This is a genomic window from Bradyrhizobium sp. USDA 4353, from assembly GCF_054063215.1.
In genome coordinates, this window is the sequence record NZ_JBSSGB010000001.1 from 5,960,067 (window position 1) to 5,973,884 (window position 13,818).

The 13,818-nt window shown below is 65.3% G+C and carries 15 protein-coding genes; 6 read left to right on the plus strand and 9 right to left on the minus strand.

Annotation, left to right across the window (positions count from 1 at the left end):
• Positions 1–80 precede the first annotated feature (80 nt).
• Positions 81–1,229: an AI-2E family transporter gene (locus tag ACVILH_RS27060; protein WP_456715606.1), complete on the plus strand. Its 1,149-nt coding sequence runs from the start codon at positions 81–83 to the stop codon at positions 1,227–1,229.
• Between the two features lie 11 nt (positions 1,230–1,240).
• Here ACVILH_RS27060 and ACVILH_RS27065 read toward each other — a convergent pair whose 3' ends face one another.
• The 4 genes from ACVILH_RS27065 to ACVILH_RS27080 all read right to left on the minus strand — a co-directional run bounded on the left by ACVILH_RS27065 (position 1,241) and on the right by ACVILH_RS27080 (position 4,718).
• Complete coding sequence (locus ACVILH_RS27065; protein ID WP_456715607.1) at positions 1,241–2,410, minus strand: M20 aminoacylase family protein; 1,170 nt, start codon at positions 2,408–2,410, stop codon at positions 1,241–1,243.
• A 122-nt stretch (positions 2,411–2,532) separates the two neighbouring features.
• Entirely contained in the window at positions 2,533–3,081 is a 549-nt protein-coding gene (locus tag ACVILH_RS27070; RefSeq protein ID WP_456715608.1) for an HD domain-containing protein, read from the minus strand.
• A gap of 18 nt (positions 3,082–3,099) precedes the next feature.
• A complete protein-coding gene (locus ACVILH_RS27075) occupies positions 3,100–3,402 on the minus strand; it encodes an antibiotic biosynthesis monooxygenase family protein (protein ID WP_456715609.1) in 303 nt (100 codons plus the stop codon).
• Between the two features lie 86 nt (positions 3,403–3,488).
• Entirely contained in the window at positions 3,489–4,718 is a 1,230-nt protein-coding gene (locus ACVILH_RS27080; RefSeq protein ID WP_456715610.1) for a diguanylate cyclase, read from the minus strand.
• Positions 4,719–5,105: 387 nt separating this feature from the next.
• Between ACVILH_RS27080 and ACVILH_RS27085 the strand changes: the two genes are divergently transcribed.
• Entirely contained in the window at positions 5,106–7,187 is a 2,082-nt protein-coding gene (locus ACVILH_RS27085) for a LamG-like jellyroll fold domain-containing protein (protein WP_456715611.1), read from the plus strand.
• Positions 7,188–7,275: 88 nt separating this feature from the next.
• On the opposite strand, the gene rpsI is transcribed toward ACVILH_RS27085, so the two are convergent.
• The 3 genes from rpsI to ACVILH_RS27100 all read right to left on the minus strand — a co-directional run bounded on the left by rpsI (position 7,276) and on the right by ACVILH_RS27100 (position 8,810).
• Positions 7,276–7,758, minus strand: coding sequence for a 30S ribosomal protein S9 (gene rpsI / locus ACVILH_RS27090; protein ID WP_456715612.1), 483 nt, complete (start codon positions 7,756–7,758; stop codon positions 7,276–7,278).
• A 1-nt stretch (position 7,759) separates the two neighbouring features.
• Positions 7,760–8,224 (minus strand): 50S ribosomal protein L13, encoded by a 465-nt coding sequence (gene rplM / locus ACVILH_RS27095; protein WP_008966110.1) that lies wholly within the window; start codon positions 8,222–8,224, stop codon positions 7,760–7,762.
• A 157-nt stretch (positions 8,225–8,381) separates the two neighbouring features.
• Complete coding sequence (locus tag ACVILH_RS27100) at positions 8,382–8,810, minus strand: PaaI family thioesterase (RefSeq protein ID WP_456715613.1); 429 nt, start codon at positions 8,808–8,810, stop codon at positions 8,382–8,384.
• Between the two features lie 70 nt (positions 8,811–8,880).
• Between ACVILH_RS27100 and ACVILH_RS27105 the strand changes: the two genes are divergently transcribed.
• From ACVILH_RS27105 to ACVILH_RS27115, 3 genes are all read left to right on the plus strand, one after another.
• Positions 8,881–9,702, plus strand: a complete 822-nt coding sequence (locus ACVILH_RS27105; protein WP_456715614.1) for an enoyl-CoA hydratase — start codon at positions 8,881–8,883, stop codon at positions 9,700–9,702.
• A gap of 126 nt (positions 9,703–9,828) precedes the next feature.
• Positions 9,829–10,413 (plus strand): CoA-binding protein, encoded by a 585-nt coding sequence (locus ACVILH_RS27110; protein WP_284418683.1) that lies wholly within the window; start codon positions 9,829–9,831, stop codon positions 10,411–10,413.
• A 227-nt stretch (positions 10,414–10,640) separates the two neighbouring features.
• Positions 10,641–11,924, plus strand: a complete 1,284-nt coding sequence (locus tag ACVILH_RS27115; RefSeq protein ID WP_456715615.1) for an O-acetylhomoserine aminocarboxypropyltransferase — start codon at positions 10,641–10,643, stop codon at positions 11,922–11,924.
• A 378-nt stretch (positions 11,925–12,302) separates the two neighbouring features.
• Here the strand turns inward: ACVILH_RS27115 and ACVILH_RS27120 are convergent, their stop codons facing one another.
• On the minus strand, positions 12,303–12,497 hold the full coding sequence (locus ACVILH_RS27120) for a hypothetical protein (protein WP_456715616.1): 195 nt from the start codon (positions 12,495–12,497) through the stop codon (positions 12,303–12,305).
• Between the two features lie 315 nt (positions 12,498–12,812).
• On the opposite strand from ACVILH_RS27120, the gene ACVILH_RS27125 reads away from it, so the two are divergent.
• Positions 12,813–13,148: a hypothetical protein gene (locus ACVILH_RS27125; RefSeq protein ID WP_456715617.1), complete on the plus strand. Its 336-nt coding sequence runs from the start codon at positions 12,813–12,815 to the stop codon at positions 13,146–13,148.
• Between the two features lie 104 nt (positions 13,149–13,252).
• Here the strand turns inward: ACVILH_RS27125 and ACVILH_RS27130 are convergent, their stop codons facing one another.
• A complete protein-coding gene (locus ACVILH_RS27130) occupies positions 13,253–13,780 on the minus strand; it encodes a hypothetical protein (RefSeq protein WP_456715618.1) in 528 nt (175 codons plus the stop codon).
• Between the last annotated feature and the right edge of the window lie 38 nt (positions 13,781–13,818).

The following is a 13,818-nucleotide window of genomic DNA, read 5'->3' on the forward strand; positions in this document are numbered from 1 at the left end:
AAACCATTCCGCAAGCCCGCGCTTGATCCGCAAGCCGTTTTCGCCAATGTGTGCGGGCCGATCAGCACAGAGGACGCCGCATGACCGCCCCCGCCGACCCCCGCCTCCAGGCCCGCAGCGATCTGGCCTGGGCCATTACGGTGGGCGGCATCGGGGTCATCCTGTTCACGGCGGCGCTGGCCTTCAGCTGGTACTACGCTGCGGCGCTGTTCCTGCTGTTCTCCGGCATGCTGCTCGGCGTGGCCCTCAACGCCATGACCACCCTGCTCGGCCGTGTGCTGCCCTGGCCGCATCCGCTGCGGCTCGCCATCGTCTGCCTGACGCTCGCGGCCCTGCTCGTCGGCATTGTCTTCCTCGGCGGCACCACCATCGCGGACCAGGCCAAGGTGCTGAGCGACACGATCAAGTCGCAGCTCGGCAACATCAAGGGCTTCCTCGACCGCAACGGCATCGACACCAGCTTCTTCGAGTTCAACAGCGCCAACACGGCGACCGCAGCGCCCGATGGCGGCACGACCACCCCGACGCAGTCATCGTCGCATGGCCTGCCGGGCGGCCTGCCCTCGCCGAGCGCGCTCGCCTCCTCCGGCGGCGCCATCGTCAGCCAGACCTTCAAGCTGCTGCTGGGGACCGTGAGCGCCGTCGGCAACTTCTTCATCGTGCTCTTCTTGGGGCTGGCCTTCGCTGCGCAGCCTTCGGTCTACCGCAGCGGATTGCTGTTCCTGGCACCGGCCAAGTACCGCGACCAGGCCACTGTGATCATCGACCGCATCAGCTATACGCTGGAGCGCTGGCTGATCGCGCAGATCACCACCATGTTCGCGGTATTCCTGGTCACCTGGATCGGGCTCGCGATCATCGGCGTGCAGAGCTCGTTCATCCTCGGCATCCAGGCCGGCCTGCTCGCCTTCATCCCGACGGTGGGCGCGATCATCGCGGGCGTCATCGTCGTGCTGGCGAGCCTTGCCTCGGGCTGGGTCGCGGCGGTCTCCGCCTTCGTGCTGTTCCTCGGCGTGCACGCGATGGAGAGCTACGTGTTGACGCCGCTGATCCAGCGTCAGGCGCTGGATATTCCTCCGGCCACGCTGTTCGCGTTCCAGATCCTGCTCGGCATCGTGTTCGGCGTCTGGGGCCTGACCCTGGCGCTGCCGCTGATGGCGATCGCCAAGGTCATGATCGACTATTTCAAGAGCGACCGCCGCACCGAGGATGCCGCGGCCGCGATCTGAGCGGGCTGCGCTCAGCCGGCCGGCATCGCCGTCTCCACGAGCTTGGCCCAATAGCTGATCCCATGCGGGATCACCTCGTCGTTGAAGTCGTATTCGGGGTGGTGCACGCCGGCGCCTTCGCCGATGCCCATGAACACGAAGGCGCCGGGGCGCGCCTGCAGCATATAGGCAAAATCCTCGCCGCCGAGCCGGGGCGGCATGTCCGTTTTGACCTGGTCCGGCCCGACGACGCTGCGCGCGACGTCGGCGGCGAACGCCGTCTGCTCGGCGTGGTTGACCACGACCGGATAGCCCCATTCATAGTCGATCTCGACCTCGACACCCATGCCGTTGGCGAGCCCCGTCACCACGCTCTTGAAGCGCTCGTCCATCAGACGGCGGACCTCCTCGTCGAGTGTGCGCACGGTGCCACCGATGACTGCCGTCTGCGGAATGATGTTGTCGGCCGAGGTGCCGGCGTGGAAGCGCGTGATCGACAGCACCGCGCTCTCGACCGGATCGACATTGCGCGCCACGATCGACTGCAAGGCGGTCACGATCTGTGCGCCGGCGATGATCGGATCGACGCATTTGTTCGGCCGCGCCGCGTGGCCGCCGAGGCCCTTGAGGCGGACCTCGAAAGTGTCGGCGGCGGCCATGACGGCGCCGGGGCGCGTCGAGACATGTCCGAGCGGCAGCCCCGGCGCGTTGTGCAGGCCGTAGACTTCCTTGATGCCGAAGCGCTCCATCAGCCCGTCCTCGACCATGGCGCGGCCGCCGGCCCCGCCCTCCTCGGCCGGCTGGAAGATCACGACCGCGGTGCCGGCGAAGTTGCGGGTCTCGGCGAGATAGCGGGCGGCGCCGAGCAGCATCGCGGTGTGGCCGTCATGGCCGCAAGCATGCATCCGGCCCGGGATCTTGGATTTGTGCGGGATGTCCCGCGTTTCCTGCAGCGGCAGCGCGTCCATGTCGGCGCGCAGGCCGATCACGCGCTCCGACGGCTGGCGTCCGCGGATCACGCCGACAACGCCGGTGCGGCCGATGCCGGTGACGACCTCGTCGACACCGAATGAGGCCAACAGCTCGGCGACCCGCGCCGCCGTCCGATGCACCTCGTACTGCAACTCGGGATGTTCGTGGAAATCACGACGCCAGACCGTGGCGTCCTCCGCCAGCTCGGCGGCGCGGTTGATGATCGGCATGAATGGAGTTCCGAAAAATGAGGCGCGCGCCAGGCCGGCGCGCATGTCATTTCATTGCATGTCGCGCGGCGGCAAAACACAAGCGCTATCGGCACATACGTGCTGCGCGGACTGCATTCCTGCTAGGATCGGAGCTGCTTCAGCTCGCGCGCCAAATTGGCCCGCGCCTTCGCATCGAGCGCGGCGGCGAAGGCGGGATCGGGATAGATCACCGGCCGGCTTGCAAACCGTTCCAGCACGGCGGCACGCCCGGCGCGGTAGGCGTCATCAGGCACATGGGCATATTCGCGACGGATCGCGCGGGCATAGGCGTCGTAGGTGGCGTCATCAGCGCCGAGAACCGCGAGATCGATCGAGACCAGCAGCGCGCCGCGGCGGTCGCCGGCGGGAACGTCATGCGTCCGCGTCAGGCGGATGAGGCGGCCGACCTCGTCCCGCATGTCAGCCGCGACGTGCTGCTCCGCGAGCAAGGCGCTCTGCTCCTCATTGTCAGAGCGCGTGGGGTCGTAGACGACGTCGTGCCACCAGATCGCCTGGGTCAGGATCTCGCGATCCGCAGCGCTGAGGTCCGCGACCGACGCGAGCCGCGCCAGACACTCCTCGATATGGCTGAGATCGTGGTAGTGCCGCCCCGGCGCGGTGTAGGCCGCGACCAGATCGTCATGCGTCATGATCGCGGCTCGCGCTGTTCAGCCGGCCGAATTCAGCACCGTCTCGGTGTGCTCGACATCCGGAGGCGCGGCGAAATACTGCCCGACCAGGCCGCGCCATTCGGCGAAGTTCTCCGAGCCGCGGAAGTCCACCGTGTGGTTCTCGAGCGTCTCCCACTTGACCATCAGGCGGTAGCGCTGCGGCTTCTCGATCGACTTGTGCAGCTCGAAGCCGTGAAAGCCCTTGGAGCGGCCGAAGGCAGCGCGCGCCTTGGCGACAGCGGCCTCGAAATCCTTCTCGGTGCCGGGCTTGACGTCGATCTGGGCGATTTCGGTGATCATGGACGGTCGGCCTCCCCTGTTGTCTGCTTGGAGACCGTGTCTAGCCGAGATGCGCCGCGAGAGAAAGCCGCGTCGCGCGGCAAGTCTCAGCTCGAGATCACCGCCTGCTCCGGCTGCGGCGGCTTGAGACCGATGGCCGCGGCCGCGCGTTGCCGGCGATAGCGCTCCAGCGACAGCGGCAGCTCGGCCGAGGCCTCGACGCGGTTGCGGCCCGCGTGCTTCGCCTTGTAGAGCGCGGTGTCGGCGGCGGCGAGCAGCACGTCGAGCTCGGTGCCGGCCGGCCCGCCGGCAACGCCGATGCTGACGGTGGTGTCGACCGGCTTCTCCTCGCAGACGACGCCTGCGGCCGCGAAGGCTTCGCGCACGCGCTCGGCAGCAACCATCGCCTCTTCGATCGAGCACGGCAGCAGCGCGGCGAATTCCTCGCCGCCGATCCGCCCCGACACATCCGTCAGCCGAAGCTTGTTGACCACGACATCGGCAAAGATCTTCAGGACCTCATCGCCTTCAGCATGGCCGAAGCGGTCGTTGATCGACTTGAAATGATCGATGTCGAAGATCAGCACGCTCACCGACCTCGCCTCGCGCGCCTCGCGCTCGATGAGCTGCGCGCAGGCATCGGCAAAGCCGCGGCGGTTGAGCAGGCCGGTCAGCGGGTCGATGGTCGCCGCGCGCTTGTGCGCGGAGACGATGCGCTCGGAGACCAGCATGAAGATCACGAACACGGTGCCGACCGCATAGAGCACGAGCTCGATCGAGAAGATCGTCACCCAGGCGGCGGCAAACGCGCCGTCGGCGTCGCGCAGCATGTTGCCGAGCAGGATCGGCAGCATCAGGACGAAGCCGTGCATTGCGGGAACGATCAGCGCCGGCCACCGCCGATGCAAGGTCCGCCGCCGCTCCTGCCAGAGCTCGGCCGCCGTCAGCGTTGCATAGATCACGACGATCGCTGCGCCAATCGTCAGCCGCAGCGCTTGCGCGGCGGGATCGAGCAGCATGCCGCTCGCGATCCAGACGATCGCGCCGAGCGCGAGACCGGGAATGCTGGGGGACTTGCCGTGGAACACGCGCGCGGCATTCCAGACCATGGCGGTGGCGATCAGGCCGATCGAGCTCAGGAACAGCGAGACCACCTCGCCATAGCTGTCGGCGACCAAAGTCCACAGCGCGATCGCGACCGCACCGAGGATATAGGCCGCGCCCCACCAGCGCAGCGCCGGCGTGTTCTCCTGCCGTCCGAAATACAGCAACATGGCGCCAAGCAGCGCCGCGACCATAGTCGCTACGATGTCGAGCGTCATGCTGTCGAGTGCCATCCGTCACCTCGGTTGTTGCGGCAGCGCGGGAGCTCAGGGTTACCGCGGCCTTATCGCGACCAACCTAACCGGAGGTCTGTTCGAAAGAGGTTTGCCTGGGATGCCAAGTTTTCTCGAAAAGCTCGGCACAACTCGCCCATAAATTGCTGCGCAAAAATGCAGCAAACAGGATTCAAAAACGATCGCACGCCCGCGGCCCCGCGCTCGCTGTAATTGCGCGCCACCCATGGTCTTTCATTATTAGTTGCGAACGAACGCCTGCGATATGAACCATTTCACATCCGCCGGCCGACACTCATCGAAACGATAAGAAACTTTCTCAAATTTGAGATCATCTCTCCCTAACACGGCGCGACAGGGGCACAGCGGCCTGACGAGGGGACGAGAATGTCTTTCGACGACGATACAAACGACAAGAAATCAACCGCAGATCATCCGGCTGGGCGCGTCGATCGCCGCACGCTGCTGCGCAACGCGATGGGCGTCTCGGCGCTCGGCCTCGGCGCCGGCATGCTGCCGGGCCAGGCGCAGGCGCACTGGCATTGGCGCATGCATCATCACCATCACCACGTCACCACCAGCTTCGCGCTCGCGGTGCTGCCGGACACGCAGTTCTATTCGCGCTATGCGACGTCGGAGGAAGGCCAGGCCTATCAGCGCCAATATGGCAGCACGCCCTATCCGGCGCAGACGCAGTTCATCGTCGACAACGCCGCGAAATATCACATCCCGTTCACGATCCATCTCGGCGACGTCGTTGACCAGGTCAAGCATCCGCAGCAATGGGCGGTCGCCGACGCCGCGATGAAGCTCCTGGAGAACGCCGGGCGGCCCTACTCGGTGCTCGCCGGCAATCACGACGTGCTGCAGGCGCTGGAGTTCGAGACCGCGGCGAGCCAGAGCTCGGGCACTGACGCGCAGCGCGGCTCATCCGAGCCGTATCTGTCCTGGTTCCCGACCAGCCGCGCTGCCAAGCAGCAGACCTTCCTGGAACGGCATCCGAGCGGCTGGCACGAGGCGCATGTGTTCCACGCTTGCGGCGTCAGCTTCATGGTGCTGTCGCTGTCCTGGCGCGCCTCGGACGATGCCATCGCCTGGGCGCGCAGCATGATCGCGCGCTATCCGATGCTGCCGGTGATCCTCGCCAATCACCAGCTGCTCAACATCGCCAATGACGGCGTCAGCCCGCTCGAGGTCGCCTACGGCCAGTATCTCTGGGACAAGCTCATCCGCAGCAACGACCAGATCTTCATGACGCTCAACGGCCACTATCATGGTGGCGCGCATCTCGTGAAGTTCAACGACTTCCACAATCCCGTCCACGAGATGGTCGTCGACTATCAGATGGCCTATCAGGGCGGCAACGGCCTGATGCGGCTGTACGAGTTCGACTTCACCAAGAACAAGATCGACGTCGCCTCGTTCTCGCCCTGGGTGGTCGAGAAGCCCAAGGACAGCCTCAAGCAGTTCGACCGTGCGTGGCTGACCGAGGAGAACCACGAATTCACCATCGACATCGACTTCCAGCGCCGCTTCTCGCGCTTCACCCATTTCTGCCATCTGCCGGCCTTCGCCGGCACGCCGATCCTGCCGCGGGTGAAGCAGGACCTCTACGCCAACTACACCGAGCAGCCCGAGCCGGTGGTGGTGCCGCCGGCCAACGAGCAGGATTATCCGCTGATCGCCGAGACGGTGGCGCATTGGCGCATCGCGTCGTCTGCGATCGGCAAGGCCGTCGCCGCCGGCACCGCGCTGCCGGACCTGACCTCGGGCAATCCGATGCAGCGCGCTTCGCTCACGGGTAGCGCCCAGGTGGCTGACGTCGTCTTCACCGCCGACAAGCATCGCCTGTCGTCGGCCGCGGGCAGCGTGCAGTTCCTCAACACCACGCACGCGGGTGCCGGCCGCTTCAGCTGGTTCACCACCGCGGCCAATGCGCCGATCAACGCGGCGACCTTCCCCCAGGGCTACACCGTCGAGGCCTTCATCAAGATCGATCCCAACTGGAAAGCCGCCGATCACGCCTGGTGCAACATCCTCACCCGCTTCGGCAACCGCGGCTGGCTGCCGGGCTATGCCGGGGGCGATCCGGAATCGCCGCCGATCCTGTTTGCAATCTCGAACCTGCGCGAAGTGCAGTGGGAGATCGTGCCGTCGAGCGCCACCGCGCAGCCGCAGACCGACTGGTCCGGCGAGATCATGCTCAACACCTGGTACCACCTCGCCATCGTCAATGATCCCAAGGACAATTCGACGGTGCTCTACATCGAGGGCGCGCCGGTCGTGCGCAGCGTGATCGGCGGCAACGGCCTCGCCAGCGTCGCGGCGTCCCAGCCCTGGGCGCTCGGCTGCGGCTGGTGGGACCGCGCGCCGTCGGACGGCTTCATCGGCAGCATCGGCGAGGTCCGCGTGGTGTCGAAGCCGCTGGCCCCGAACCAGTGGCTGACCGCGCGCCGCGCCAGCGCCTGATCCGCAAACACGAAGCAAAACGGGCGCCCGCGAGGGCGCCCGTTCGTATTGGTGGCTGACCAATCCGGCGAAAGCCGGATCGCCAAAATCAGCGCTTCGAGAACTGGAAGGAGCGGCGGGCCTTGGCCTTGCCGTACTTCTTACGCTCGACGACACGCGAGTCGCGGGTCAGGAAGCCGCCCTTCTTGAGGACGCTGCGCAGCTCCGGCTCGAAGTTGGTCAGCGCCTTCGACAGGCCGTGACGGACCGCGCCGGCCTGGCCGGACAGACCGCCGCCGGCGACCGTGCAGATCACGTCGTACTGGCCCTTGCGGGCGGCGACGACCATCGGCTGCTCGATCATCATGCGCAGCACCGGACGGGCGAAGTAGACTTCGATGTCGCGGGTGTTGACGGTGACCTTGCCGGAGCCCGGCTTGATCCAGACGCGGGCGACCGCGTCCTTGCGCTTGCCGGTGGCATAGGCGCGGCCGAACTTGTCGACCTTCTTCTCATACTTCGGAGCGTCCGGAGCGGCGACCGCGCCCTTGAGCTGCGACAGCTGATCGAGAGACTGGATGCTTTCGGCCATCTTATGCGGCCCTCGTGTTCTTGCGGTTCAACTTCGCGATGTCGATCTTCTCGGGGTTCTGCGCCTCGTGCGGATGATCAGGTCCGCCATAGACACGCAGATTGCCCATCTGCACGCGGCCGAGCGGCCCGCGCGGGATCATACGCTCGACGGCCTTCTCGAGCACGCGCTCCGGGAAGCGGCCCTCGAGGATCTGGCGCGCGGTGCGCTCCTTGACGTGACCGACGAAGCCGGTGTGCTTGTAATACGTCTTCTGCTCGCGCTTGCGGCCGGTGAACACGGCATGCTTGGCGTTGACGATGATGACGTTGTCGCCGCAATCGACATGCGGGGTGTAGATCGGGAGGTGCTTGCCGCGCAGCCGCATGGCGACCAGCGTGGCGAGACGGCCGACGACCAGACCCTTGGCGTCGATCACGACCCACTTCTTCTGGACCTCGGCCGGCTTTGCCGAAAAGGTTTTCATGAGAGATATCCGTGACAGGGAGAATGCGGCGCGGATGACGCGCCGAACTGGGGCTGCTTCTAGAGAAGCGCCCCGCATTCGTCAACGCCACTGAGACAAAATTACCATAACAAAAACAGTAACTTGCAAATATGGTGCAATAATACCCTCGAAAAGCTCACGCATTCGGAATGGAATAGGTGGCCGTGACATGGGCGATCGGATCGGGCGATTCCCCTGACAGCAGAGTGACTTCGCCGACCGCCAGCCGCTTGCCGAGCTTGAGCAGCCGCGCCTCGGCCAGCACGTCGGCGCCGGCCGCGCCCTTGCGCAGGAAGTTGATGTTGAGATTCGTCGTCACCGCGAGCCCGACCGGGCCGATCGCCGACAGCAGCACGACGTACATCGCGAAATCGGCCAATGCCATCAGGGTCGGCCCGGACACGGTTCCGCCGGGCCGCAGCATGCGCTCGTTGAAGCGCTGCCGCAGCACGCAACTCTTGCCGTCAGCGCTTTCGATCGCGATGTCGCCGCCGGTCCGGAAGGCCTGGGGGAATTCCGCGTGCAGGAACGCTTCCAGCTCCGCGATGGTCATCTTGGCCGTCATGTCTCCCCCTGCTCTGGTTGTTGGCAACCTGTTACATTAGCTGCAACGACACGCCCATATGGAAATCGGAATGTCCGCCCCTGCCCTCGCCCATGCTGCCGACGCATCGATCCTCCTCCGCGAGATGGCCGGCTCCGTCGCGGTGCTGACCTTGAATCGGCCCGCGCAGCGCAACAGCCTGTCCGAGGCACTGATCGCCGAGCTGCATCGGGCGCTCGCCGAGATCGCCGCCGACAAGGCGGTGCGCGCCGTGGTGATCGCCGCCAGCGGCCCGGCTTTCTGCGCCGGCCATGATTTGAAAGAGCTCACGGCGCGCCGCGCCGACGCCGACCGCGGCCGCGCCTTCTTCGCGCAGCTGATGAACGCGTGCAGCGCGATGATGCAGGCGATCGTGCATCTGCCCAAGCCCGTTGTCGCCTCCGTGCAGGGCATCGCCACCGCCGCCGGCTGCCAGCTGGTCGCAAGCTGCGATCTCGCGGTCGCCTCCGAGCGCGCCTCCTTCGCCACGCCCGGCGTCGATATCGGCCTGTTCTGCTCGACGCCGATGGTGGCGCTGTCGCGCAATGTCAGCCGCAAGCAGGCCATGGAGATGCTGCTGACCGGCGAGCCGGTTCCGGCGCTTCGCGCTCGCGAGATCGGCCTGATCAACCGTGTAGTGACGCCGGGCACGGAACGCGACACGGCGATTGCGCTGGCACAACAAGTCGCGCGCAAATCCGCGCATACGATCAAGCTCGGCAAGGAGGCGTTCTACCGCCAGGCCGAGATGAACCTTGCCGACGCCTATCGTTATGCGGCAGAGGTGATGACCGAGAACATGCTCGCCCGCGACGCGGAGGAAGGCATCGGCGCCTTCATCGAGAAGCGGACACCGACCTGGCGGGATGAGTGACGCCAGCCCTGCTCTCTCCACGTCATTGCGAGCGAAGCGACGCAATCCAGAGTCCCACCCGAGCCCCTGGATTGCTTCGTCGCAAGAGCTCCTCGCAATAACGGCAACTAACAGAAGCGCACGCCCATGAATCACGACACCTATCCCGACGACTACATCCGCGGAATCCTCAACGGCGTGAAGGTGATCGCGATGGTCGGCGCCTCGCCGTCCGAGATCCGGCCGAGCTTCTTCGCGTTCAAATATCTGGTGCAGCGCGGCTACGACATGATCCCGGTCAACCCGGGCCATGTCGGCAAGAGCCTGATGGGCCGGCCGTTCGTCGCCTCGCTCGCCGACATCGGCCGCCCGCTCGACATGGTCGACATTTTCAGAAGCTCCCAGCACATCATGCCCGTCGTCGACGAGGCGCTGAAGCTCTCCCCTTTGCCGAAAGTGATCTGGATGCAGCTCGGCGCGCGCGACGATGCCGCGGCAGAAAAGGCCGAGGCCGCCGGCATGAAGGTGGTCATGAACCGCTGCCCCAAGATCGAATATGGCCGGCTGTCGTCGGAGATCTCCTGGATGGGCGTCAACTCACGCACCATCAGCGCCAAGCGCGCGCCGATCCCGACGCAAGGCATGCGGCTGTCGCTCAACCGCACCAGCGTCGGCGGCGGCACGACGGCGGCCGCCGACCGCGCCGCGAAGGACAGAAGCGATCCGACCTGACGCATCTGCGAAAGGAACGTGTCGCGACCATGGCGCGACACAGCAACGCATTTCAAATCTGCTCTGACATCGCCGCCCACCTTGACGGCATCCGGGCCACTGGCAAATGTCCTCCGCCGGGATGACGCGGAGGCGCACAACGACGCGCTATCGACACCGTCTCCCATCATCGATCCCCGTGCCGGCCGGCGCCGCCGCGCGAGGGATCAAGCCCACGAGGAAACACCATGACCGAACGTGCCCCCGGATTCGCCACCCTCGCCATTCACGCCGGCGCCCAGCCCGACCCGACCACCGGCGCGCGGGCGACGCCGATCTACCAGACCACGTCGTTCGTCTTCAATGACGCCGACCACGCCGCCTCGCTGTTCGGCCTGCAGGCGTTCGGCAACATCTATACCCGCATCGGCAACCCGACCAACGCCGTGCTCGAGGAGCGCGTCGCCGCGCTCGAGGGCGGCACCGCCGCGCTCGCCGTCGCCTCGGGCCATGCCGCGCAGGTGGTCGCGTTGCAGCAGCTGCTGGCGCCCGGCGACGAGTTCATCGCCGCGCGAAAGCTCTATGGCGGCTCGATCAACCAGTTCACGCATTCGTTCAAGAGCTTTGGCTGGAACGTGGTGTGGGCCGACACCGATGACATCGCGAGCTTCGAGGCCGCGGTGAGCCCGCGCACCAAGGCGATCTTCATCGAGTCCATCGCCAATCCCGGCGGCACCATCACCGACATCGAGGCGATTGCGCAGGTCGCGCGCAAGGCCGGCGTGCCGTTGATCGTCGACAACACCCTGGCCTCGCCCTATCTGATCCGCCCGATCGACCACGGCGCCGACATCGTGCTGCACTCGCTGACCAAGTTCTTAGGCGGCCACGGCAACTCGATCGGCGGCATCATCGTCGACGCCGGCACGTTCGACTGGGCCGGCAGCGGCGACAGATATCCGATGCTGACGCAGCCGCGTCCCGAATATCACGGCATCCGCATCCACGAGACGTTCGGCAATTTCGCCTTCGCCATCGCCTGCCGCGTGCTCGGCCTGCGCGATTTGGGTCCGGCGCTGTCGCCGTTCAACGCGTTCCTGATCCTCACCGGCATCGAGACCTTGCCCTTGCGCGTGCAGAAGCACAGCGACAATGCCAAGGCGGTCGCGGAATATCTCAGCAAGCATCCGGCGGTCGCCTCGGTGAGCTATGCGGGCCTGCCCGAGGACAAATACCACGCGCTCGCCCGCAAATATTCGCCGAAGGGCGCGGGTGCCGTGTTCACCTTCTCGCTCAAGGGCGGTTATGACGCGGGTGTCAAGCTGGTGTCGAATTTGAAGCTGTTCTCGCATCTCGCCAATGTCGGCGACACCCGCTCGCTGGTGATCCACCCGGCCTCGACGACCCACAGCCAGCTCGACGACGCCGCCAAGATCAAGGCCGGCGCCGGCCCCGACATCGTCCGCATCTCCGTCGGCATCGAGGACAAGGAAGATCTGATCGCCGACCTCGAGCAGGCGCTGAGCGCGTAAGCGCGAGCTGTCCCGGCGGACAATCCCGTCTATGAGTTACGCCGTCATGCCCCGGCTTGTCCCGGGCATCCACGTCGGTCTCAGCATGCCGGACGACGTGGATGGCCGGGACAAGCCCGGCCATGAAGACGCTGCGAGAGACGAGCACAAAACTACGATCTTCAATGCGATAGCTGCCGCACGCGGGGAGAGGCGTAGTAAAGCAAGATTCGCCGCGCGTGCTTCAAAGTTGCTTTACGCTCGCCTGGATGGCCTCACCTGCACCATCGCCCACAAACAAAGAGAGCGCGGGCGGCCCCCTGGGCTTCCGCGCTCTCCTTCGTCCCACGGTCTGGCCGTTGCCGGCTTCTCGGACCGCGCCCTCGTTAACTCATCATGTCACGTCATCTGGTGCAGCATCCGCGCATGCGCCTGGCCAGCCAGCGGCAACGCCGTCGTCGCAATCAGCCGGCTCACAGCCAACGCCCGCAAACAGGCGCCGTCCTCATCGAGTGCAGCAAGATCGGAATTGAATGAGCCTGTCCGTGATTTCAGATGTTGGCGCGCCGACGCGCAAAACGGAATCACCGACATGCTCGAAACCTTCTGGTCTGAGACTCTGATGAAATGCAGCAGAGATTCTATTGCGAACGCGGGGCCACAGCCCTTCGTTCCGCCAGCCTTCAAAATCGCCGACGGCCGTAAACTTGCACCAGCAGATCTTAACAGAAGCTGAAAAAGCCCGTCCTTCTACGGGCGATTGCAGCCGCCTCGGCTCGCGAGAAAGTTTTCGTTAACCATAAACGGCCCATTCTACCGTCCATGGAATCGCGCGGCGTCTGACGTCGCCGCGCTGGCGCCGGTCTCGACATCCGGCACGCGACCGATGTGACAAGGCAGGAGAGCAGAATGCGTACCCTCGTGATCATGATGCTGCTGGCGGCCACCGCAGCAAACGGCGTCGTGCTCGCCGCCGACCTGCCTGGCATCCACGACAAGGTCGTCCACTACAAGGCCCGCCGCGCCGTCAGGGCCGCTCCGCCCGTGGTCATCGTCAAGGACCAGGACTCGCTGATCTCCCCGATGTGGCCCTCGACGCCGCTGCTGCTCGGCCGCCAGGAGCTCCCCGGCTATTACGGCCGCGCCTTCTCCTACGACTACCAGGGCCCGTATTACGGCGGCGAAGGCACCACGAACTACATGTTCCGATTGCCATATGCGTGCGGTGTGACGGGATATTGCTGATCGGCGATATCAGCTCAATTCATTCACGATGATCGCAACCCGCACGAACAAAGCAACATCTGGAGCAGCGGCGGGTATTCGCTCGTACTGAGATCGCAACCGCTCTATCGCTGCCGATCGTCCACCTTGCTACCAACGTCAAACGACGTTCTGCTGGCACGCCCCACCCAAGGACGTCCTAATACATGCTCGCCATCGACGGCCACTTTCCTTGAGACAGCGAGTCTATCAGGCTTCACACAGAACGCCTGCTCAGGCCTGACGTAGAGATCATAGCTCTCGGTCTCGACGCAACGGATCTCACCGTCCTTGACGAGGCCGACAACGCCTCCGAGATCGCTTCGGTCGATGCAGCAGCTGTTGTCGACCCCACATCGTTCAAGAGACCGGGTGAAGGCGCCGCCAAGCCTTACAGACTCCGCCAGGAATTCGCGACGGAAGGCGCTACGGTCGATACACACCCAATCGGCCCCGCCGATGAGCTGCGTCTCCGCAAGGCTCCGGCCCGAAGCGAGCGCATCCAGGTCACGGCGCAGCTTTTGATCCAGATCAGGCGTCGCACAATATGCGAACAGGCCGAAGGATGACCCGGCCAAAGCGGCTATCGTGACCCAGCGGATTGGCTTCAACATGGACCTGAGGGCTCTTTCGCAGCCTCGATCCGCTCAAT

Excerpts from the sequence above, each read along its gene's own strand:
- ACVILH_RS27070 (WP_456715608.1), bottom strand. The coding sequence starts at position 3,081 with ATGACGCATGACGATCTGGTCGCGGCCTACACCGCGCCGGGGCGGCAC.
- ACVILH_RS27115 (WP_456715615.1), top strand. The coding sequence starts at position 10,641 with ATGACCGAACGTGCCCCCGGATTCGCCACCCTCGCCATTCACGCCGGC.
- rplM (WP_008966110.1), bottom strand. The coding sequence starts at position 8,224 with ATGAAAACCTTTTCGGCAAAGCCGGCCGAGGTCCAGAAGAAGTGGGTC.
- ACVILH_RS27125 (WP_456715617.1), top strand. The coding sequence starts at position 12,813 with ATGCGTACCCTCGTGATCATGATGCTGCTGGCGGCCACCGCAGCAAAC.
- ACVILH_RS27065 (WP_456715607.1), bottom strand. The coding sequence starts at position 2,410 with ATGCCGATCATCAACCGCGCCGCCGAGCTGGCGGAGGACGCCACGGTC.
- ACVILH_RS27100 (WP_456715613.1), bottom strand. The coding sequence starts at position 8,810 with ATGACGGCCAAGATGACCATCGCGGAGCTGGAAGCGTTCCTGCACGCG.
- rpsI (WP_456715612.1), bottom strand. The coding sequence starts at position 7,758 with ATGGCCGAAAGCATCCAGTCTCTCGATCAGCTGTCGCAGCTCAAGGGC.
- ACVILH_RS27075 (WP_456715609.1), bottom strand. The coding sequence starts at position 3,402 with ATGATCACCGAAATCGCCCAGATCGACGTCAAGCCCGGCACCGAGAAG.
- ACVILH_RS27130 (WP_456715618.1), bottom strand. The coding sequence starts at position 13,780 with ATGTTGAAGCCAATCCGCTGGGTCACGATAGCCGCTTTGGCCGGGTCA.
- ACVILH_RS27105 (WP_456715614.1), top strand. The coding sequence starts at position 8,881 with ATGTCCGCCCCTGCCCTCGCCCATGCTGCCGACGCATCGATCCTCCTC.
- ACVILH_RS27085 (WP_456715611.1), top strand. The coding sequence starts at position 5,106 with ATGTCTTTCGACGACGATACAAACGACAAGAAATCAACCGCAGATCAT.
- ACVILH_RS27080 (WP_456715610.1), bottom strand. The coding sequence starts at position 4,718 with ATGGCACTCGACAGCATGACGCTCGACATCGTAGCGACTATGGTCGCG.
- ACVILH_RS27110 (WP_284418683.1), top strand. The coding sequence starts at position 9,829 with ATGAATCACGACACCTATCCCGACGACTACATCCGCGGAATCCTCAAC.
- ACVILH_RS27120 (WP_456715616.1), bottom strand. The coding sequence starts at position 12,497 with ATGTCGGTGATTCCGTTTTGCGCGTCGGCGCGCCAACATCTGAAATCA.
- ACVILH_RS27060 (WP_456715606.1), top strand. The coding sequence starts at position 81 with ATGACCGCCCCCGCCGACCCCCGCCTCCAGGCCCGCAGCGATCTGGCC.